This is a genomic window from Streptomyces sp. NPDC047886 (assembly GCF_043204435.1).
In the GTDB taxonomy this organism is placed as follows: Bacteria; Actinomycetota; Actinomycetes; order Streptomycetales; family Streptomycetaceae; genus Streptomyces.
This window is the reverse complement of the sequence record NZ_JBIDCF010000005.1, coordinates 585,352-608,210: the sequence shown is the minus strand read 5'-3', so window position 1 is coordinate 608,210 and position 22,859 is coordinate 585,352. Positions and strand designations below refer to the sequence as shown.

The following is a 22,859-nucleotide window of genomic DNA, read 5'->3' as shown; positions in this document are numbered from 1 at the left end:
GGTGCGCGCCGCGGGGCTGGGCGCCGCCGCGGACGAGCTGCTGTTCGACACCGGCCGCTTCGGCAGGCCGTCGCCGGCCGCCCCCTGAGCGGGGGCGGCGGCGCACCGCCCGGTGTGCGGTCGGGCGGTGCGCACCACGGGTGAAGGCCCGGGCCGATGGGACGGCCCGGGCCTTCGCTCATGGGGTGAACGGCTCAGAGGAAGTACGTGCCGGGCTCCATGCCCATCAGCACCCGGCCCTGCACCTCCAGATTGGCGTTGAGCTGCACGAGGGCGTGCAGCGAGAACCCCTGGATGTCGCGGTGGAAACGCTGCAGGTCCACGTCCCGCCGGATCACGGAACCGCCGCTCGCGGCGAAGAGGACCTCGACGGCCTCCTTCGACAGCTGCGCCGCGTAAGCCGTCTGCCCCCGGATGACCGCCTTCTCCGTGTCCGTCGGCTGCTCGCCCGCGTCGGCGCGGCCCTGCAGGACGCTCAGCCAGCCGCCGGACAGCGCCTCCGCCGCGTCGATCTTGTTGGCGGCCGTGGCCACCTGCTGCTGCGTCACCGGGTGGAGGCTCTGCTCGGTCCACTCCGTGTAGGTGATGCCCCGCCCGGGGAGCCGCTCGAGGAACAGCTCGTACGCCCCGCGCGCCATGCCCGTGAACGCCGCGGCGACACTCGACAGGACGTAGCCCAGCAGCCCGTAGTTGCGTCCCGTGACACCCGCGTTGTGGCGGTCGCCGGTGGCGCTGACCATCGCCTCCTCCAGGGAGACGACCCGGTGGGCGGGGACGAACACCCCGTCGGCCGTCGTGGTCGAACTGCCCGTGGCGGCACCGGCCGAGACGTGCCAGTCGTCGGCGATGGACAGCTCGGTGGTGGGAACGAGGGCGACGAGCTCCTCGCTCGTCCCGTCGGGACGCTCGACCATGGCGGCGAGCAGGTCCCAGTCCGCGCCCCGGCACCCGGAGTTGAAGCGCCAGGTCCCGTCGAGCCGGTAACCGCCGTCGACCGGCCGGAGCGTCCCGGTGGGCGCGAACACGATGGAGACCCGGCTGCTGCCGCCCGCGAACACCTCCTCCTGCGCCCGGTCCGGATACAGCCCGGCGGCCCACGCGCTGGTCAGCCACACCATCGTCAGCCACCCGGTGGACGGGCAGCCGCGGGCGACCTCGGAGATGATCCGGGCCTGCGCCGCCGCGTCGAGGTCCAGGCCGCCGTGCGCGCGGGGCACCGCCGCCCGGAACACCCCCGCCTTCTCCAGCAGCCGGATGTTCTCCTCCGGGATCCAGCGGTTCTCCTCCGCCTCCATGCCGTTGCGGCGCAGAGTGGGCACGGCGTCCCTCACGGCGTCCAGGACGGCCTCCAGGGCGGACGCCTGCTCTTCATGTGTGGTCACGTCACTCCTCGATGTCAGCGGTGTCGGCGGTGTCGGCGGTGTTCGCGGTGCCGGCAGTGTTCGCGGTGTTCCGGTGGTCGCGCGCGGCGGTGGCCGGTACACGGCGGAGAACCCCTCTGGGACGCCGCGCTTCCAGAGGGGTTCCGCCGGCGGTGCTCCTACTGGGCGACCAGCCCGGTGGCGGCCACCGGACGGTCGATCGACATCAGCCAGCGCCCGTCGGCGCCACGGCACAGAACGTCCGTGCAGGTGCCCTCCAGGCGCATCGGCTCGCCGTCGGGGCCCTTGGTGTCGATGCTGTACTCCACGCCGATCAGCGCCACGTCACCCGCGACGTACGAGTGCGTGATCGACGCCTTGAGCGTCGGCTTGGCGGCCAGGAACTCCTTGAAGAACGCCAGCCGGGCCGCGCCCGTGAGGGGCTCGCCCGAGAAGTTGGAGATGGAGTCCTCCAGGTAGAGGCGGTTGAACAGTTCGCCGTCCCCGGAGTTGAACACCTGGATGAAGATGTCGTTCTGGGTCTCGGGGTCGTCGGTGAGGTCGGGGCGTGCCGGGTCGAACGCGACGGTGGAGGACATGGCTGCTGGTCCCTTCTGAGGGTCGGATGGTGGGGAGGAGGAGCCGGGAAGCCCGGGGGCCGGAGGCGCCGGGGAGCCGGAGCAGCCGGGGGAGGGGACGGCGCGGTGCGCCACCCCGGCCGCGCCGGGGCCGGAGGCGGGGCCTATGCCTCTCCGGAGGCCTGCTGCGCGGCGCGCAGGCCGGATTCGATGGCGCCGTCGATGTAGCCGCTCCAGCCGTTGGCGATGTCACCGCTGGCGAACGAGAGCCGGCCGGCCGGCGCCAGCACATCGGGGTACAGGGACGTGAGCTGGCCCGGCTTGCGGAACGCCCAGCCACCGCGTGCGTAGGGGTCCCTGCCCCAGTCGTGGTTGAAGACGCCGATGACGTCCAGGTCCACGCCGAGCCGCCGCACCGCTTCCCTGACCTTTGCCTTGTCGGTGTGGGCGAACGTCGGGTCGGTGCTGAAGGCGACGTACAGCATGCCTTCGGCGGTCTCCTTGAAGGGCAGCATCATGGAGATCGGGGAGCCGCCCTCGGCGCCCTGCGCGTAGAACCGGCCCGCTCCCCTGCGGGCGTGGATCCACAGCTTGACGGCGTTCTTGACGGCGATGCCCTGGGAACCGGCCGTCGTCAGCGCCGGCGGCAGGGCCGGCGAGAACCGGATCGTCGGAAGGACGTTGACCGGGACGGCCACGACGACCCTCTGGGCGCTGTACTGGACACCGCTCTTCAGCGTGACGAACACCCGGGAGCCGGTGTCGGTGACGGACGCGACGGGCGAGTTGAGCCGGACGACCGGCTTCGCCTCGTTGAGCATCGCGGTGAGCAGCCCGTGTGTGCCGGCGGCTATGCGGTACTTCTGGGTCTCGTTCCAGAGGTCGTTGGTGCCGCCGGCGAGAGCCCACCAGTGCGCGAGCATCGTGAACCCGCCCTGGGTGCTCGCACCGCCCGAGTACACCGCCGTCTGCCCGTTGATCAGCAGCTCCTCCTCGGCCGTGAGGGAGAGCTGCGTCAGCCGGTCGCGCAGCGACAGCTTGTCCAGGCTCTGCAGCAGGTCGGCCCGGTACAGCGGCTCGAAGGGCCTCGCGAAGTACGTCTCCGAGCCCTCGAACATCCGCTCGAGAATGCCGCCGAGCCGGCCGAAGCCGTCCTCCGGGGTGAACTGCCGGGGGCCGGCGGGCGTCGGCAGCAGCAGCCGGTCGACGTCCTGGTCGGTCTCCAGGGCCATCCCGTACCGCTTGAGCTCGGCGCCGATGTGCGGCTGCGTGGTCTCCACCCAGGTGCCGCCGCGCTCCACCGTGTGCCCGGCGAAGGTGCTCGTCCAGGTACGGCCGCCGATGCGGTCGCGGGCCTCCAGGACGATCACGCGCTTGCCCCGCGCGCGCAGTTCCCGGGCGGCGGTGACGCCCGCGAAGCCGGCGCCGATGACGATGACGTCGGCCGCCGCGTCGTCGAGCGCACCGGCCGTCGCGGCCGCCGCGGTCGTGGTGGGCGCCGCCGCCATGACCACCGGCGTGGTCAGCGCGGCGGCTCCGGCCGCCTTGAGGAGCGAGCGGCGGGATGGTCGATCGGTGCTGGATCTCATGGTGTGATGCGCCTTCGTGTCCTGAGCGCCGGTCCGCCGGGCGGAGCGGGCATGCCGTTCAAGGTGGTGTGCTCTCTGCGGGTGCGGGTGCGGGTGCGGGTGCGGGTGCGGGTGCGGGTGCGGGTGCCGGTCCCGTGCTGCGGGCGGGCCCGGTCCGGGCCCGGGTGAGCGGGTGAGCGGGTGTGTCGGCGCCGACGGGCCGACGGGCCGACGGGCCGGCCGGACCGGGTCAGTCCTGGCCGAACGGGTCGTCCACGGCGTAGCGCCACACGCCGTCGTCGCCGAGCCGCAGGACGTCGACCCCGACGCCCTCCAGGTGCTCCGGTTCACCGGCCTCGTCCACCGTGTCGATCGTCCAGTCGACGATCAGCAGGGCGGTGTCGCCGGTGACGAACGACTGCCGGGGCGTGGCGGTCATTTTCGGCCGCCGGGAGAGGAATTCCCGCTGGTACCGCCGGCGCTCATCGCCGGTCAGCGGCATCCCGGGCTCCCATACGACGACCGCTTCCTCGGTGTAGAAGCTGTCCACCGTTTCGAAGTCGCCGGCGTTGAAAGCCTCCACATAGAGCGCGGTGTGCTTTTCCACGTTGTCGGTAAGACGAGACATGGCGAGTGTCGGCCTGCCTTCCCATGACTAGGGGATCGTGCGATCGATGACCGACACTATTGCGCCGACTTCAACGCACCGGCCATGGACCGGTAATGCGCCGATCTCACCGCCGGGAGAGCTGAATTACCGGTTCATGGCCGGACGCTGGGAGAGCGGAGAGAACGGCTGCCTACGATCGACCAGCAGTTTTTGCCGAAATGCTTTTGGTGTCCGGCCGGTCCGGCCGGTCCGACCGGAATCAGCTGGAAAGGGCAGTCGAGCGCGATGACTAATCAGCACACCCGAGGGACCGTCGGAACCGGTGCGCACGAGCAGGCCGTGGCGGTCGTCGGCATCTCCTGCCGGCTCCCCGGAGCCGACGGTCCGGCCGCCTTCTGGGACCTGTTGCGCACCGGCTCGGACGCCATCACCGCCGTACCCGAGGGCCGTTGGGAGCCGGCGTCCGGCGACCCTGCCACGGCCGATGCCATGGCCTCCGGCTCCGGCGACGCCTCCGGCTCCGGCGGCACCCCGGCCGGGATGCGCCGGGGCGGCTTCCTCGACCGCGTCGACACCTTCGACGCCGCGTTCTTCGGCATCTCGCCGCGCGAGGCCGTCACCATGGACCCGCAGCAGCGCCTCATGCTCGAACTGGCCTGGGAGGCGCTGGAGGACGCGGGCACCGTCCCTGGCACGCTGCGCGGCAGCCGCACCGCCGTGTTCGTCGGCACCCTGCGCGACGACTACGCCGCGCTGCTCTACCAGCACGGTGTCGAGGCGATCACCCAGCACACGATGACCGGTGTCAACCGGGGCGTGATCGCCAACCGGGTCTCGTACCACCTGGGACTCCAGGGCCCCAGCCTGACCGTCGACTCGGCCCAGTCGTCGTCGCTCGTCGCCGTGCACCTGGCCTGCGAGTCCCTGCGCGGCGGCGAGTCCGACCTCGCGATCGCCGCCGGTGTCAATCTGAACATCCTCGCCGAGAGCGCCGTCACCGAGGAGCGCTTCGGCGGGCTGTCACCGGACGGAACCGCCTACACCTTCGACGCCCGCGCCAACGGTTTCGTACGCGGTGAGGGCGGCGCGGTCGTCGTGCTCAAGCCGCTGGCCCGCGCCCAGGCCGACGGCGACCGGATCTACGGCGTCATCCGGGGCAGCGCCGTCAACAACGACGGTGCCACGCCCGGTCTGACGGTTCCGGGCCGGGACGCGCAGGAGCGCGTCCTGCGGGAGGCGTACGAGAAGGCCGGCATCGCCCCGGCCGCCGTGCAGTACGTGGAACTCCACGGCACCGGCACGCCCGTCGGCGACCCCGTCGAGGCCGCCGCCCTGGGCGCCGTGCTCGGCGCCGGACGGGCGGAGGACGAGCGGCTCCGCGTCGGCTCGGCCAAGACCAACGTCGGCCACCTGGAGGGCGCCGCCGGCATCGTGGGGCTGCTGAAGGCGCTGCTGGCCCTCACCCACCGCAGGCTTCCCGCGAGCCTCAACTACGCCACGCCGAACCCCGGCATCCCGCTGGCGGAACTCGGTTTGCACGTGCAGCGCGAGCTCACCGACTGGCCCGCGCCCGACCGCCCCCTCGTGGCGGGCGTGTCCTCCTTCGGCATGGGCGGCACCAACGCCCATGTGGTGCTCACCGAGGGCCCCACCGCCACCGCCACCGCCGACGCCGACGCCGACGCCGACGCCGGTGCCGGTGCGCCCGCCGGTGCGGTCGCGGTCGCGGGTGCGGGTGCGGGTGCCGCCATCGTTCCGCTGGTGTTCTCCGGCCGTACGGAGGCGGCTCTGCGCGCCCAGGCGGCCCGGCTGCGCGACCACCTCGCGGCGGACGGGGCGCCGTCCCCGGTGGACGCCGGCTGGTCGCTGGCCACCACCCGTACCGTCTTCGAGCACCGTGCCGTCGTCCTCACCGACACCGTCACCGACACCGACACCGTCACCGGCACCGGCACCGGCACCGGCACCGGCACGGGCACCGGCACGGGACCCGGTGGTCTCCCGGCCGTCCTCGGTGCCGTCGCCGACGGCATCCCCGCCGCCGACGTCCTGCTCGGTACGGTCAAGCCGGGCCGTCTGGCCTTCGTGTTCACCGGGCAGGGCGCCCAGCGCATCGGCATGGGCGAGGAGCTGTACGCCGCCCACCCCGCGTTCGCCGCCGCGTACGACGAGGTGTGCGCCCTGCTCGATCCGCTGTTGGACCGGCCGCTGCGCGAGGTGATCGCCTCCGGTGACGGCCTCGACACCACCGCGTACACGCAGCCGGCGCTGTTCGCGGTCGAGGTGGCGCTGTACCGCCTCGTCGAGTCGTGGGGCGTCACCCCCGACGTGGTGGCCGGTCACTCCGTGGGAGAGATCGCCGCAGCCCACGTCGCGGGCGTCCTGTCCCTCGCGGACGCGGCGCGCCTGGTCGCCGCCCGGGGCCGGCTCATGCAGGAACTCCCCGCCGGGGGAGCGATGGTCGCGGTCGAGGCGGCCGAGGACGAGGTGCTGCCCCTGCTGGGCGGGCACCCGGGACAGGTGGCGATCGCCGCCGTCAACGGGCCGCGCGCCACCGTCGTCTCCGGGACCGAGGCAGCGGTCACGGCCGTCGCCGGGGAGCTGCGCCGCCAGGGCCGCAGGACGACCCGGCTCACGGTGTCGCACGCCTTCCACTCGCCGCTCATGGAGCCGATGCTGGACGACTTCCGGGCGCTCGTCGCGGACATGGACCTGCGTGAGCCGCGCATCCCGGCCGTCTCCTCCGTGACGGGCGCACCGGTCACCGAGGGCACCTGGTCGTCCGTCGACTACTGGGTCGAACAGGTGCGGCTCCCGGTCCGCTTCGCCGACACGGCCCGTGCGCTGGAGGCGGCGGGTGCCGGCGCGTTCCTGGAGCTCGGACCGGACGGTGTCTGCTCGGCCATGGTCGCCGACTCGGTACGCGACAGGGACGCCGTCGTCGCGGTCGCCGCCCTGCGCCGGGGCCGCCCCGAGGCACGGACGCTGCTCGCGGCGCTCGGCACGCTCTTCGTCCACGGCACGGACGTCCGCTGGGCCGCCGTCTACGAGGGCACCGGTGCCCGCCGGGTCCCCCTCCCCACGTACGCCTTCCAGCGCGACAGGTACTGGATCGGCGGCACCGCCCGTACCACCGCGCCCACCGCATCCACCGCGCCCACCGCGACGGCCGCCGCCCCGGCCGAGGACGGCGGCGCGGCGCCCGCCCGTCCCGCCGGGGCCGTCGCCGATCCGACGGCGCTCGTCGCCGCCCACATCGCGGCCGTCCTCGACTATCCCCAGGGACGGCAGGTCGCCCTCCACACCACCTTCAAGGAACTCGGCTTCGACTCGCTGATGTCGGTCGAACTCCGCGACGCCCTGGCCGCCGCCACCGGGCTGCGCCTGCCGAGCGGGCTGCTGTTCGACCACCCGACGCCCGCCGCCCTCATCGACCACCTCGGCGCCGCGCTCGCCGCCGCCGATCCGGCCGACCCGCCGGCCACCGGACAGCAACCCCGTGCCGGGGCCGGGGCTGGGGCCGACGAGCCGATCGCCATCGTCGGCATGGCCTGCCGCTACCCGGGCGGCGTCGCGTCCCCCGAGGACCTGTGGCAGCTCGTGGCCGACGGCCGGGACGCCATCGGAGGGTTCCCCACCGACCGGGGCTGGGACCGCGACCTGTACGACGCGGATCCCGCGCGCAGCGGCCGGAGCACCGTCCGAGAAGGCGGATTCCTCCAGGACGCCGCCATGTTCGACAACGCCTTCTTCGGCATCTCGCCGCGCGAGGCGCTCGCCATGGACCCGCAGCAGCGCCTGCTCCTGGAAACGGCCTGGGAGGCCGTCGAGCGGGCCGGTCTCACCGCCGACGCCCTGCGCGGCAGCCGCACCGGCGTGTTCGTCGGCGCCACCACCCTCGACTACGGGCCCCGGATGCAGGACGCCCCCGACAGCGTCGAGGGGTACGTCCTGACCGGCACCACCCCGAGTGTGATGTCGGGCCGCATCGCCTACCAACTCGGCCTCACGGGGCCGGCCGTCACCGTCGACACGGCCTGCTCGTCCTCGCTCACCGCCCTGCACCTGGCCGTGCGCTCCCTGCGCTCGGGCGAGTCGTCGCTGGCGATCGCCGGTGGCGCGACGGTGATGTCGGCGCCCGGCATGTTCGTGGAGTTCTCCCGTCAGCGCGGCCTCGCCGCCGACGGCCGGTCCAAGTCGTTCGCCGCGTCCGCCGACGGCACCTCCTGGGCCGAGGGCGTGGGCCTGCTCGTCGTCGAACGGCTCTCCGACGCCCGCAGGAACGGCCACCGCGTCCTCGCCGTCATCCGGGGCAGCGCGATCAACCAGGACGGCGCGAGCAACGGTCTCACCGCACCGAACGGCCCCTCCCAGGAGCGGGTCATCCGCCAGGCGCTGGCCGACGCCGGGCTCACCCCGGCCGACGTCGACGCCGTCGAGGCGCACGGCACCGGCACCCGGCTCGGCGACCCCATCGAGGCGGAGGCCATCCTCGCCACGTACGGCCAGGGCCGCGCCGAGCGGGCCCCGGTGTTCCTCGGCTCGCTGAAGTCGAACATCGGGCACGCGCAGGCGGCCGCCGGTGTGGGCGGTGTCATCAAGATGGTGCAGGCGATGCGGCACGGCGTGCTGCCCAGGACCCTGCACATGGACGAGCCGTCGCCGCACGTCGACTGGTCGTCGGGCGCGGTGGAGCTGCTCGGCGAGCAGACCGCGTGGCCGGACACGGGCCGGCCTCGCCGCGCCGCCGTCTCGTCCTTCGGGATCAGCGGCACCAACGCCCACGTGGTCCTCGAACGGGACCCGCAGGACGACACGCCTGCCGACGCCGTCACGGGTACGGCGACGTTAACGGGTACGGGTACGGGTACGGGTACGGAGCAGGAAACCGGCACCGAGGCGGTCGCCCCCCGGGTGTGGACGCTCTCCGCCCAGGACCCGGCGGCGCTGCGCGCGCAGGCGTCCCGCATCGCGGAGTTCGCCCGCGCCACCGGCACCGCCTCTGGAACCGGCACAGGCTCCGGCTCCGGCTCCGGCTCCGGCTCCGGCTCCGGCGCCGAGTCGGGCTCGGTCGCCGACCCGGCCGACATCGGCTTCTCGCTGGCCACCACGCGTACCGCCCTGACGCACCGGGCGGCGGTCGTCGCCACCACCGCCGACGAGCTGCTCACAGGGCTGGACGCCCTCGCGGACGGCGCCGACACGCCCCAGGTGGTCACCGGCAGCGCCGACGGCGCGGGCCGGACCGCCTTCCTCTTCACCGGCCAGGGTGCGCAGCGCGCCGGTATGGGACGTGAGCTGTACGCCGCGAGCCCCGTGTTCGCCCGCGCCCTGGACGAGGTGTGCGCGGCCCTGGACCGGCATCTCGAACGGCCGCTGCGCGAGGTGATGTTCGCCGACGAGGGCACCCAGGACACGGAGAGCACCGACGCCGCCGAGGGGACGAGCAGCACCGGAGCCGCCGAGGACGCGGTCGGCACCGGGAACACCGGCGCCGCTCACGGCACCGGGGAGACCGCCGCCACCCACGGCACCGGGAACACCGGCCACGCGGCGTCGCTGCACCGCACCGCGTACACCCAGCCCGCGCTCTTCGCCGTCGAGGTGGCGCTGTTCCGGCTGGCCGCCCACCACGGGCTCGTTCCCGACCTGGTCGCGGGCCACTCGATCGGCGAGCTCGCGGCCGCCCATGCCGCCGGTGTCCTGTCGCTGGAGGACGCCGCCCGGTTGGTCGCCGCCCGTGGCCGGCTGATGGAGTCCGCGCGGGCGGGCGGCGCCATGATCGCGATCGAGGCGGAGGCCGGTGAACTCGCCGACGACATGGCCGAGTTCGACGGGAGGCTCTCGGTGGCCGCCGTGAACGGCCCGTCCTCCGTGGTCGTCTCGGGCGACGCCGACGCGGCCGACACCGTCGCGGAGCGCTGGCGCTCGCGCGGCCGCCGCACGCGCCGCCTCACGGTCAGTCACGCCTTCCACTCGCCGCACATGGACGAGATCCTGGACGAGTTCCGGTCCGTAGCGGCGGAACTGACCTTCCACGCCCCGGCCGTCCCCCTCGTGTCCACGGTCACCGGCCGGCTCGCCACCACGGCCGAGCTGACCTCCCCCGACTACTGGACGGGCCAGATCCGTGAGGCCGTGCTCTTCCTCGACGCCGTCCGTGAACTGGAACGGCACGGAGCCACCCTCTTCGTCGAGATCGGCCCCGACGCCGTCCTCGCCCCCCTCGCCGACGGCGCCGTCGGCGGCGAGCACGCGGTCACCGTGCCGCTGCTGCGCGCCGGGCGTCCCGAACCGCGCCACCTCGCCGGAGCGCTGGCCACCGCCCACGTCAACGGCGCCCCGCTCGACGGCGCCTCCTTCTTCCCCGGCGGCCGCCGGATCGACCTCCCGACGTACGCCTTCCAGCGCACCCACTACTGGCTCGCGCCCGGCACGCCCGGGGACGCCCGCACGCTCGGCCTCGACCCGGCGGAACACCCCCTGCTGTCCACGGCCGTGGAACTCGCCGGGCGGGACGACCTGGTGCTCACCGGCCGCCTGTCCACCGCCACCCACCCGTGGCTGGCCGACCACGCCGTCGCCGGGAACGTCCTCGTGCCGGCGACCGCCTTCCTCGACCTCGCCCTGACGGCGGGCGGCCACTTCGGCGCCGACCGGGTCGAGGAACTCACCCTGGAGGCGCCGCTCGTCCTGCCCCGGGACGGGGACGCCGTACGGATCCAGGTCTCGGTGTCGGCTCCCGCCGACGGCGGTGACCGCACCTTCGAGATCCACGCCCGCGCCGATGCGGGAGCGTCGTGGATCCGCCACGCGTCCGGCGTGCTCGCCGGTGCGCCCGCGGCGCCGCCCACCGACCTGCGCCAGTGGCCGCCCGCCGGGGCGTCCGCCGAGCCGCTGGACGGCGTCTACGACCGGCTCGCCGCCCTCGGCTACGCGTACGGCCCCGCCTTCCAGGGCGTGACGGCGCTGTGGCGGGCCGGTGACGACCTGTACGCGGAGGTGCGGCTGCCCGAGGAGCAGCACGCGGCGGCCGCGCGGTTCGCCGTGCACCCCGCCCTGCTGGACGCCGTCCTGCACCCCCTGGTGCTGCACGCCGCCGACGCGGCCGCCGACGGCGCCGTCCGTCTCCCCTTCGCGTGGGCGGGCACCGACCTGTACGCGACGGGCGCCACCGCCCTGCGGGTACGCGTCTCCCCGGTCGGCCCCGACACCTTCGCGCTCGCCGTGGCCGATGCCACCGGTGCGCCCGTGGCCGCCGTGGCGTCGCTCACCCTGCGCGCGGCACCCGAGGCCACGCCGACGGCCGGCACGGCCTTCCAGCGCGACGCCCTGTACGGCGTCGACTGGGTGCCGGTGCCCGACTCCCCGGCGGGCGCGGACATCCGGATCGTGGAGACCGACGCCGCCTCCGGCGCGCTGCCCGACGCGGAGGGCGCCGACGCCGTCCTCGTACGCGCCGGCCGCCTCGCACGTGCCGGCCGCCTCGCCGCTGCGGCGGGCGACCCCGTGCGCGCGGCGCACGAGACGGTGGGCGCCGTCCTGGACGTGGTGCGGCGGTTCCTGGCGGACGAACGGTTCGACGGGGCCCGCCTCGTCGTCGCGACGGGTGGCGCTGTCGCGGCGGGCCCGGACGACACGGTCGCGGACCTGGCCGCCGCCCCCGTGTGGGGCCTGGTCCGCACCGTCCAGACCGAGCACCCCGGCCGGCTGGTCCTTGTCGACCTGGCGGACGAGGCCGGTGGCGACGCAACGGACCGGGCCGGCGACGGGGACGGGGACGGGCAGCGGGACGGCGTACGGGACCGGGTACGGGACGCGTTGGCCACCGGGGAGCCGCAGCTCGCGGTCCGGGGCGGGACGCCGCTGGCTCCCCGGCTCGTCCGCGCGGCCCGCACCGCCACCGGAGCGCCGCACGCCACCGGAGCGGCTGGCCCGACCGCCCCGGTGGCGGATCTGGCCGCCCCGGTGGCGGACCCGGCCGCCGCCTCGGTGGCCGGGGAACCGGACGGCGAGGGAACCGTGCTCGTCACCGGTGGAACCGGTGGCCTCGGCGCACTGTTCGCCCGGCATCTGGTAGCGCGGCGCGGTGTGCGGCGGCTGTTGTTGGTGAGTCGTCGTGGTGCTGAGGCGCCTGGTGTGGCGGAGCTGTGCGCGGAGTTGGCGCAGTCGGGTGCGAAGGTGTCGGTCGCGGCGTGTGATGTGGCCGACCGTGCGGCACTGGCTGGGGTGCTGGCCGGTGTTCCGGCGGAGCATCCGCTGACCGGGGTGGTGCATACGGCGGGTGTGCTGGACGACGCGACGGTGGAGGCGCTGACGCCGGAGCGGCTGGACGCGGTGCTGCGGCCCAAGGTGGACGCCGCCTGGCACCTGCACGACCTCACCCGCGACCTGAACCTGTCGATGTTCGTCCTGTTCTCCTCGGTCTCCGGACTCACCGGCACCGCCGGACAGGCCAACTACGCCGCCGCGAACACCTACCTGGACGCGCTCGCCGCCCACCGCCGCGCCCACGGCCTCGCCGCCACCTCCCTGGCCTGGGGCCTGTGGGACAGCACCCACGGCATGGGCGCCACCCTCGGCGACGGCGACCTCGCCCGGTGGAGCCGCGCCGGTGTCCGGCCGCTCACCCCCGAGCAGGGGCTCGCCCTGTTCGACGCCGCGCTCGCCGACGGCGGGCCGCTGCGCGCCCCCGTGGCGTTCGACCTGGCCGCGCTGCGCGACCGCGACCGCGACGCACCGCACTCGCCCCTGCTGCGCGGCCTCGCCGGACCGCGCCGTGCCGCGGCGGCCCGGCCGTCCGACGGCGGCGGATGGGCCGGGCGTACGGCGGCACTCCCCGACGAGGAGCGTGCCGAAGCCGTCCTGCGGCTGGTGACCTCCACGGTCGCCGGGGTGCTCGGGCACGCCGACGCCACCGCCCTCGACCCGCGCCGGGCCTTCAACGAGACCGGGTTCGACTCGCTGGCGGGCGTGGAACTCCGCAACCGGCTGAGCACGGCCACGGGCATCCGCCTGCCCGCCACGACCGTCTTCGACCACCCGTCCCCGCAGGCCCTCGCGGACCATCTGCTCACCCTGCTCCCGGGCACGACGCCCGACCCCGAGGAGCGGGCCGCCCACCGCGCCGCCCGCGCGCCCGGCGGTTCCACCGCCGACGACCCGATCGCGATCGTGGGCATGGCGTGCCGCTACCCGGGGGGTGTCGGCTCGCCCGACGACCTGTGGCGGCTGGTCGACGAGGAGACGGACGCGATCAGCGGGTTCCCGGTGAACCGCGGCTGGGACCTGGAGCGCCTGTACGACCCGGACCCCGGCAAGACCGGCACGTCCTACGTCCGCCACGGCGGATTCCTGCACGACGCCGACCAGTTCGACCGCGAGTTCTTCGGCATCTCCCCGCGCGAGGCCACCGCGACCGACCCGCAGCACCGGCTCCTGCTGGAGACGGCCTGGGAGACGCTGGAGAGCGCCGGCATCGACCCGGCCACCCTGCGCGGCTCCCGGACCGGTGTGTTCACCGGCGCCATGTACGACGACTACGTGTCGCGGCTGGCGAGCAGCCCCGCCGAGTACGAGGGCTTCCTGCTCGCCGGGAACCTGTCCAGCGTCGTATCGGGCCGCCTTTCCTACACGTACGGGTTCGAGGGCCCCGCGGTGACGGTGGACACGGCGTGTTCGTCGTCACTGGTGGCGCTGCACCTCGCGGCGAACGCGCTGCGCAACGGCGAGTGCGACCTCGCGCTCGCGGGCGGCGTCACCGTGATGGCCGGTCCGGGCGTCTTCGTCGAGTTCTCGCGGCAGCGCGGCCTCTCCGAGGACGGCCGCTGCCGGTCGTTCTCGGCGGACGCGAGCGGTACCGGCTGGTCGGAGGGTGTCGGCCTGCTGCTGGTCGAGCGGCTGTCCGACGCCCGCCGCAACGGGCACCGGGTGCTGGCGGTGCTGAAGGGCAGTGCGGTGAACCAGGACGGCGCGAGCAACGGTCTGACGGCGCCGAACGGTCCTTCGCAGGAGCGCGTCATCCGGGAGGCGCTCACGTCGGCGGGACTCTCGCCCGCCGACGTGGACGCGGTGGAGGCGCACGGCACCGGAACCCGGCTCGGCGACCCGATCGAGGCGCAGGCGCTGCTGGCGACGTACGGACGCGAACACACCCCGGATCGTCCGCTGCTGCTGGGGTCGCTGAAGTCGAACATCGGGCACGCGCAGGCGGCCGCCGGTGTCGGCGGTGTGATCAAGATGGTGCAGGCGATGCGGCATGGCGTGCTCCCGAAGACGCTGCACGTGGGCGAGCCGACCCCGATGGTCGACTGGTCGTCCGGCGCGGTGGAGTTGCTGACCGAGAAGACCCCGTGGCCCGAGACGGGCCGCCCCCGGCGCGCCGCCGTCTCCTCCTTCGGGATCAGCGGCACCAACGCCCACGTCATCATCGAACAGGACGGGACGCCCGGCCCGGCCGCGCCGCAGGACACCCCGCGCCCCGCGGACTCCGCCGCACCCGCAGGGCCCGGCGTCCCAGCCGCCTCCGGTGCCACAGCGGAGCGCACTGCCCTGCCGTGGCTCCTCTCGGCACGCGGCGAGAGCGCCCTGCGCGCCCAGGCCGAACGGCTCCGTGCCCATGTGGCAGCGCGACCCGAGCTGGACCTCGCGGACGTCGGCCTCTCGCTGGCGACCACGCGCGCCCTCCACGAGGCCGCCGCGACCGTCGTCGCCGACGACCGCGCCGGATTCCTCGACGCACTCGAACGGCTCGGCCGCGGCGAGACCTCGCCCGCCCTCGTACGCCCCGCCGCGTCGACGTCCACGGTGCGCCGCGGCAAGACCGCGTTCCTGCTCACCGGGCAGGGCGCGCAACGGCTCGGCATGGGACGCGAACTGTACGAGACGTCCCCGGTGTTCGCCGCGGCGCTGGACGAGGTCTGCGTCCACCTGGACCGCGAGCTGGTGCGTCCGCTGAAGCGGGTGCTGTTCGCGCCCGAGGGGTCGGCCGACTCGGCGCTGATCGACCAGACGGCGTTCACCCAGGCCGCGCTGTTCGCCGTCGAGACGGCCCTCTTCCGGCTCGCCGCACACCACGGCCTCACCCCGGACTTCCTCCTGGGCCACTCCGTCGGCGAGGTCACCGCCGCCCACCTGGCCGGCGTCCTCGACCTGCCGGACGCCTGCGTCCTGGTCGCCGAGCGCGGCCGGCTGATGCAGGCCGCCCGCGAGGGCGGGGCGATGGCCGCGATCGAGGCGGACGAGGCCGAGGTACGGGGCGTGCTCGCCGCGTACGGGGACGCCGTCACCGTCGCCGGGGTCAACGGCCCCCGCTCCACCGTCGTCTCAGGCGACGCCGCCGCCGTGGACGAGGTCACCGGGCTCTGGCGGCGGCGGGGCCGCCGGGCCAAGCGGCTCTCCGTCAGCCACGCCTTCCACTCGCCGCACATGGCGGAGGTCCTGGACGAGTTCCGTACCGTCGCCGAGGGCCTCACCTTCCACGCCCCGCGCGTTCCGGTGGTCTCCAACGTCACCGGGACGCTCGCCACACCGGAACAGCTCGCCTCGCCCGACTACTGGGCCCGGCACATCCGCGAAGCCGTCCGCTTCATGGACGGGGTGCGGCACCTGGCCGGGCTGGGCGTCACCGAGTGGCTGGAGCTCGGCCCCGACGGGGTGCTGACCGCACTCGTCCAGGACATCCTCACGGCGGAGCCCGACGAGCGGGCCGAACCGGCCGAACCGGGTGAGCCGGGCGGATCCGGTGCGGCCGGTGGGTCCGATGGGTCCGATGGGGCCCGTGGGTCCAGCAGATCCTCTACGTCCGGTGCGTCCGGTGCGTCCGGTGCGTCCGGTGCGTCCGGTGGACCCGGTGCGGCAGGTGGGCCGGGTGTGGTCGGCGCGCTCGTGCCCGCCCTGCAACGGGACCGCCCCGAGGGCCGGTCCTTCGCCGCCGCGCTCGCCCAGCACGCCATGCGGGGCGCGCCGGTCCGCTGGGAGTCCCTCTTCCCCGGCGCCCGGCGGGTCGATCTGCCCGGCTACGCCTTCCAGCACCGGCGATACTGGCTGGACGCGCCCGCCGGAGTCGGCGACGCCACCGGTTTCGGGCTGTCCGCCGCCGACCACCCGCTGCTCGGCGCCACCGTGGCCCTCGCGGACCGCGACGAACACGTCATGACCGGCCGGCTCTCGCGCCACACCCACCCCTGGCTGACCGGGCACGCCGTCGCGGACACCGTCCTCGTACCCGCCACCGGCCTCCTCGAACTCGCCCTCCGGGCGGGCGAGCAGACCGGCACCCCGGTGGTCGACGAGCTGACGCTCACCGCCCCGCTCGTGCTCCCGACGCACGGAGGCGTCCACCTCCAGGTCTCCGTCGGAGCCGCCGACGACGACGGCGGCCGAACGGTCCGCGTCCACGGCAGGCCCGACGGCGAAGGCGACGGGGAGGCCGAGTCCGCCTGGACGCTGCACGCCCACGGGCGGCTCGTGACGACCCCGCCGACCACCCCGCCGACCGCGCCCACCGGTTCAGGTGACGCGGACCTGACGGCCTGGCCGCCGCCCGGAGCCACCGAGACCGATCTCGGCGGCGCCTACGAGCGGCTCGCCGAGCAGGGCTACGCCTACGGCGCCCCGTTCCAGAACCTGCGCCGCCTGTGGACGGGACCGGGCGGCGAGCGGTACGCGGAGGTCGCCCTCGGCGACGAGACCCGCGCCGACGCCGGGCGCTTCCTGCTGCACCCCGCGCTGCTGGACGCCGCGCTGCACCCGCTGCTCCCGGGAGTGGCCGACCCGGAGGGCGGCCGGCCGTTGCTGCCGTTCGCCTGGTCCGGCGCCACGCTGCGGGCCACCGGCGCGGACACGCTCCGCGTCCGGCTCGCGCCCACCGGCACCGGCACCAGCTCCAGCAGCTCCGGCACCGGCCCCAGCAGCTCCGGCACCGGCACCGGCACCGGCACCTCCAGCACCGGAACCGCGACCGGCCTGGACACCGACGCGCCGACGGTCACCGTGACCGTCGCCGACGGCACCGGGGCGCCCGTGGCCACCATCGAGACCCTCACCCTGCGGCCGCTCTCGGCCGAGGCCCTGCGCGCGGCGGGTGCGCCCACGGCGGACGGTCTGCTCCGGGTCGACTGGGTGGAGCGGCCGTCCCGGCGGGAGGACTCCGGCCATGACGGCTGGGCCGTCATCGGCGCCGGGAGCGCGGGCGGCGGGCCGGTCGCCGGGCTGCCGTCCCACGCCGACCTGGCCGCGCTGGCACGCGCCGTCGACGAAGGCGCCGAAGCCCCGCCGGTCGTCCTGCTCCCGCTCGCCGCCACGGCGGCGGCGGGTAAGGCCGCCGTGCCCGACACGGTCCGGTCGACCCTGTACCGGGTACTCGGGGACGTCCAGGCATGGCTGGCGGACGACCGGTTCGCCGGATCGCGGCTCGTCGTCGTCACCCGGGGCGCCGTCGCCACGGCCCCCGGGCAGGACGTGACCGATCTCGCCCAGGCGCCGGTCTGGGGCCTGCTGCGGTCCGCGCAGACCGAGAACCCGGGTCGTGTCGTGCTCGTGGACCTCGACCCGGACCGTACCGGCGAGCACGGTGCGGACGACGCGGGGGAGACCACGCCGCTCGTCCGGGCCGTGCGCACCGACGAGCCGCAACTCGCCCTGCGCGGCGACCGGATGCTCGTCCCCCGGCTCGCCCGCGCGGACCACCGGGCCGCCGGTACCCCCGTACGCGCCGACACCGCCGCACCGGATGACGGCGGCGACTGGGGCGACGGCAGCGGCACCGTACTGGTCACCGGGGCCACCGGAGCGCTGGGCGCCGTCCTGGCCCGGCATCTGGTGGTGCGGCGCGGTGTGCGGCGGCTGTTGTTGGTGAGTCGTCGTGGTGCTGAGGCGCCTGGTGTGGCGGAGTTGTGCGCGGATTTGGCGGAGTGGGGTGCGGAGGTGTCGGTCGCGGCGTGTGATGTGGCCGACCGTGCGGCGCTGGCCGGGTTGTTGGCGGGTATTCCCGCCGATCGTCCGCTGACCGGGGTGGTGCATACGGCGGGTGTGCTGGACGACGCGACGGTGGAGGCGCTGACGCCGGAGCGGCTGGACGCGGTGCTGCGGCCCAAGGTGGACGCCGCCTGGCATCTGCACGACCTCACCCGCGACCTGAACCTCTCGGCGTTCGTGCTCTACTCGTCCGTCGCCGGCCTCCTCGGCACCGCCGGGCAGGCCAACTACGCGGCGGGCAACACCTTCCTGGACGCGCTCGCCGCCCACCGCCGCGCCCACGGCCTCGCCGCCACCTCCCTGGCCTGGGGCCTGTGGGCCGAGAGCAGCGCACTCAGCGGGCATCTGGAGGACGCCGACCTGCGTCGGCTGGCCCGCTCCGGACTGCTCCCCCTCGCCACCGACGACGCCATGGAGCTGTTCGACGCCGCTCCGGCCACGGGCGAGGCCGTACTCGCGGTCACCCGCCTGGACACCGCCGCCCTGCGCGCCTCCGGCGAACGGCCGCCGGCCCTGCTGCGCGGCCTGGTCCGCACCGCGTCCCGGCCGGCCGCGACCGGCGGCGCGGCCGGTGGCCGGGACACCGCGCCCGGACTGGCGGAACGGCTCGCCGCGCTCCGCCCCGCCGACCGCGACCGGGCCGTCACGGACCTGGTCCGGCGGAGTGTCGCCGCGGTCCTGGGCCACGCCGACCCGGGCGAGATCGGGGCCGACCGGGCCCTCCAGGAACTCGGTTTCGACTCCCTCACCGCGGTCGAACTCCGCAACCGGCTGGCCGCCGAGACCGGACTGCGGCTGCCCACGACCCTCGTCTTCGACCACCCGACCCCCGAGGCGCTCGCGGCCTACGTCCTCGGGCGGCTCACCGTCGACGACACCGCACCCGGCGACGCCGGGACCGGGACTGGGACGGGGGGCGAGACAGGGGCCGCCGTCCTGACCGAACTGTCCCGCCTCGAAGCGGCCATCGAAGAGGCGGCCGCTGACCCGGACGCACACGGCCGGATCACCGCGCGCCTGCGGGAACTGCTCGACGCCGCCGAAGCGGTGAACGCGCGCGCCTCCGGCGGCAGCACCGACGACGACCTGGCATCCGCCACCGACGAGGAGCTCTTCGCCCTGGTCGACGAGCTCGACTGACACACCGGCCGCGCCCCCGCCCGCCCGGCGGGGGCCATCGAGCGACCACCCAGCAGCACTGACACAGGAGTTGAGGACGGCATGTCGAGCGAGGAGAAGCTCCGCGACTACCTCAAGAAGGCCATCGCGGATGCCCGGGACGCCCGCAGACAACTGCGGGAGACCGAGGAGAGGCGACACGAGCCGATCGCGATCGTCGGCATGGCGTGCCGCTACCCGGGTGGTGTCGGCTCGCCGGACGACCTGTGGCGGCTGGTCGACGAGGAGACCGACGCCGTCGGCGGGTTCCCGGTGAACCGTGGCTGGGACCTGGAGGGGCTGTACGACCCCGACCCCGACAAGCCCGGCACCTCGTACGGGCGCGAGGGCGGATTCCTGCACGACGCGGACGGCTTCGACCCGGAGTTCTTCGGGCTGTCCCCGCGCGAGGCCCTCGCCACCGACCCCCAGCAGCGGCTGCTGCTCCAGACGGCGTGGGAGACCTTCGAGCACGCCGGTGTCGACCCCACCGCCCTGCGCGGCTCCCGGACCGGCGTCTTCACCGGGGTGATGTACAACGACTACGGGGCGCGCCCCCATCTGCCGCCCGAGGGCTTCGAGGGCTATCTCTTCAGCGGCAGCGCGGGCAGCATCGCCTCCGGACGGCTGTCGTACACGTACGGGTTCGAGGGCCCCGCGGTGACGGTGGACACGGCGTGTTCGTCGTCGCTGGTGGCGCTGCACCTCGCGGCGAACGCGCTGCGCAACGGCGAGTGCGACCTCGCGCTCGCCGGTGGCGTCACCGTCATGTCCACCCCCGTCGCGTTCGTCGAGTTCTCCCGGCTGCGCGGCCTCTCCGAGGACGGCCGCTGCCGGTCGTTCTCGGCGGACGCCAGCGGTACCGGCTGGTCGGAGGGCGTGGGCCTGCTGCTGGTCGAGCGGCTGTCCGACGCCCGCCGCAACGGGCACCGGGTGCTGGCGCTGGTGCGGGGCAGTGCGGTGAACCAGGACGGTGCGAGCAACGGTCTGACGGCGCCGAACGGTCCTTCGCAGGAGCGCGTCATCCGTGCGGCGCTGTCGGACGCGCGGCTGTCGGCGGCGGACGTGGACGCGGTGGAGGCGCACGGTACGGGCACCCGGCTCGGCGACCCGATCGAGGCGCAGGCGCTGCTGGCGACGTACGGACGCGAGCACGGCGACGACCGGCCGCTGTGGCTCGGTTCGCTGAAGTCGAACATCGGGCACGCGCAGGCGGCCGCCGGTGTCGGCGGTGTGATCAAGATGGTGCAGGCGATGCGGCACGGCGTGCTCCCGAAGACGCTGCACGTGGGCGAGCCGACCCCGATGGTCGACTGGTCGTCCGGGGCGGTGGAGTTGCTGACCGAGAAGACCCCGTGGCCCGAGACGGGCCGCCCCCGGCGCGCCGCCGTCTCCTCCTTCGGCTTCGGCGGCACGAACGCGCATGTGATCGTGGAGGAGGCGCCCGGGGAGGCTCTTGAGGAGGTGTCCGGGGCTCTCGACGCATCGCCGCGGGAGCCGTCGGTGGCGTCGGGGTCGTCGCTGTCCCCGGTGTCCCCGGTGTCGTCGGGTGTGGTGCCGTGGGTGTTGTCGGCGAGGTCGTCGGAGGCGCTGGCGGGTCAGGCGCGGCGGTTGCTGGAGCGGGTGGAGGGGGACGCGGGGTTGCGGCCGCTGGATGTGGCGTACTCGCTGGCGGTCACGCGGGCGGCGCTGGACCATCGGGCGGTCGTCACCGGGGCCGACCGCGACGAACTCATCGCCCAGCTGCGGACACTGGCGGCCGGCACCGGCGACGGCGGCGGCGCACCGCACGGTACCGCCGTGCCGCCCGCCGGTCGCCTCGGGTTCGTGTTCACCGGTCAGGGCGCCCAGCGCGTCGGCATGGGGATGGCCCTGTACGAGGCGTTCCCGGCGTACGCCGACGCCTTCGACGCGGTGTGCTCCTTCCTCGACCGGGAGTCGGAGCGGCCGTTGCGGGAGGTGATCGCTTCGGGTGTGGGTCTGGATGACACGGGGTTCACTCAGCCGGCGTTGTTCGCGGTGGAGGTGGCGTTGTTCCGGTTGTTCGGGTCGTGGGGGGTGGTGCCGGATCTGGTGGCGGGGCATTCGGTGGGTGAGCTGGCGGCCGCGCATGTGGCGGGGGTGCTGGGGTTGGAGGACGCGTGTCGTCTGGTGGCGGCGCGGGCGCGGTTGATGGGGTCGATGCCGCCGGGTGGGGCGATGGTGGCGGTGCAGGTGGCGGAGGCTGAGGTGCGTTCGTTGCTGGTGGGGCGTGAGAGCCGGGTGGGTGTCGCGGCGGTGAACGGGCCGTCGTCGGTGGTGATCTCCGGTGACGTGGAGGCGGTGAATGAGGTGGCGGGGCTGTTGGCGGGGCGTGGGGTGCGTACGCGTCGGTTGTCGGTGTCGCACGCGTTCCACTCGCCGCACATGGACGGGATGCTGGAGGAGTTCCGTACGGTCGCGAAGGACCTGACGTATCGGGAGCCGGAGATTCCGGTGGTGTCGACGCTGACGGGGCGGCTCGCGGCGGGCGAGGACCTGCGGACCGCCGACTACTGGACCGACCAGGTACGCCAGGCCGTCCGCTACGCCGACGCCGTCACCACCCTGGAGGAGGAGGGCGTCACCACGCTGCTGGAGCTCGGCCCCGACGGAGTCCTCAGCGCCCTGGCGGCAGCCGCCGTCCAGCGGCCCGACACCGTGGCGGCCTTCCCGGCGCTGCGCAAGGACAGCGCGGAGGTCCCCGCCCTCGTCGGCGCACTCGGCACGCTCCACCGGCGCGCCGTGCCCGTCGACTGGCCGGCGTTCTTCGCCGGGACCGGCGCCCGGCGCGTACCGCTGCCCACCTACGCCTTCCACAACCGGCGCCACTGGCTCCAGCCCCTGGCCCCCGACTCCACAGGCCACACCGGCCACACCGGCCACGCCGACTCCGCCGACCCCACCGGTCACGGCGCCGCTCACGCGGCGGGCGGCGACGGCAGCGTCACGGACCGTCCCGCAGCGGCCAGGACGCTGACCGAGCGGCTCGCGGAACTGCCGGAGGCCCAGCGCGGCCACCACCTCCTGACGACCGTGATCGCCGAGGTGGCGGCGGTACTCGGACACTCGGGAACGGCCGCCGTGGCCCCCGACAAGCCGTTCCTGGACCTCGGGTTCAACTCGCTGACGGCGGTCGAGCTCCGCAACCGGCTGAGCACCACGGCGGGCGTCCCGCTGCCCGCCACGCTCGTCTTCGACCACCCCACCCCGGCCGCCCTCGCCACCTACCTGCACGGCCGGGTCGCCCCGGCGGTGGCCCCGGCGCCCGACGACGAGGTCTCCGGATCCGTACTCGGCGAACTCGACCGGCTGGAGCGGCTGCTGACGTCCGCGCCGCCGGACGACGCGACCCGTGACACCGTCTCCGCACGCCTGCACGCCCTGCTGGCCGGGCTCGTCCCGGCGGACGGTCCGCGGTACGACGCCGGGCCCGCCGGGTCCGGTACGGCCACCGGGTCCGGTACGGCCACCGCCGACGAGGAGCTCGCCGACCGGCTCGCGGAGGCGTCGGCTGACGACCTCTTCGACTTCATCGACACCCAGCTGGGCCGCGGCACCGCCTGACGGCTGCCTGCCTCCGCCCCGC

At 74.8% G+C, this 22,859-nt stretch carries 6 protein-coding genes; 2 read left to right on the top strand and 4 right to left on the bottom strand.

The features are described from left to right. Positions 1–194 precede the first annotated feature (194 nt). The 4 genes from ACGF5U_RS20505 to ACGF5U_RS20490 form a co-directional block, all read right to left on the bottom strand. A complete protein-coding gene (locus ACGF5U_RS20505; RefSeq protein WP_392713509.1) occupies positions 195–1,382 on the bottom strand; it encodes an acyl-CoA dehydrogenase family protein in 1,188 nt (395 codons plus the stop codon). A 158-nt stretch (positions 1,383–1,540) separates the two neighbouring features. After that, positions 1,541–1,960 (bottom strand): YybH family protein, encoded by a 420-nt coding sequence (locus ACGF5U_RS20500; protein WP_392713511.1) that lies wholly within the window; start codon positions 1,958–1,960, stop codon positions 1,541–1,543. 143 nt (positions 1,961–2,103) lie between these two features. Then, positions 2,104–3,528 carry a flavin monoamine oxidase family protein gene (locus ACGF5U_RS20495; protein ID WP_392713513.1) on the bottom strand — a complete coding sequence of 475 codons (1,425 nt, stop codon included), beginning with the start codon at positions 3,526–3,528 and terminating at the stop codon, positions 2,104–2,106. Positions 3,529–3,757: 229 nt separating this feature from the next. Next, positions 3,758–4,135, bottom strand: a complete 378-nt coding sequence (locus ACGF5U_RS20490) for a YybH family protein (RefSeq protein ID WP_392713515.1) — start codon at positions 4,133–4,135, stop codon at positions 3,758–3,760. 267 nt (positions 4,136–4,402) lie between these two features. Here ACGF5U_RS20490 and ACGF5U_RS20485 point away from each other — a divergent pair, with 267 nt between their 5' ends. Then, positions 4,403–19,234: an SDR family NAD(P)-dependent oxidoreductase gene (locus tag ACGF5U_RS20485; protein ID WP_392713517.1), complete on the top strand. Its 14,832-nt coding sequence runs from the start codon at positions 4,403–4,405 to the stop codon at positions 19,232–19,234. Between the two features lie 36 nt (positions 19,235–19,270). After that, positions 19,271–22,837: a type I polyketide synthase gene (locus tag ACGF5U_RS20480; RefSeq protein WP_392818863.1), complete on the top strand. Its 3,567-nt coding sequence runs from the start codon at positions 19,271–19,273 to the stop codon at positions 22,835–22,837. Positions 22,838–22,859: the final 22 nt, after the last annotated feature.

Bases quoted from the DNA above. Each gene is read 5' to 3' on its own strand.
- ACGF5U_RS20500 (WP_392713511.1), bottom strand. From the start codon at position 1,960: ATGTCCTCCACCGTCGCGTTCGACCCGGCACGCCCCGACCTCACCGAC.
- ACGF5U_RS20485 (WP_392713517.1), top strand. From the start codon at position 4,403: ATGACTAATCAGCACACCCGAGGGACCGTCGGAACCGGTGCGCACGAG.
- ACGF5U_RS20495 (WP_392713513.1), bottom strand. From the start codon at position 3,528: ATGAGATCCAGCACCGATCGACCATCCCGCCGCTCGCTCCTCAAGGCG.
- ACGF5U_RS20490 (WP_392713515.1), bottom strand. From the start codon at position 4,135: ATGTCTCGTCTTACCGACAACGTGGAAAAGCACACCGCGCTCTATGTG.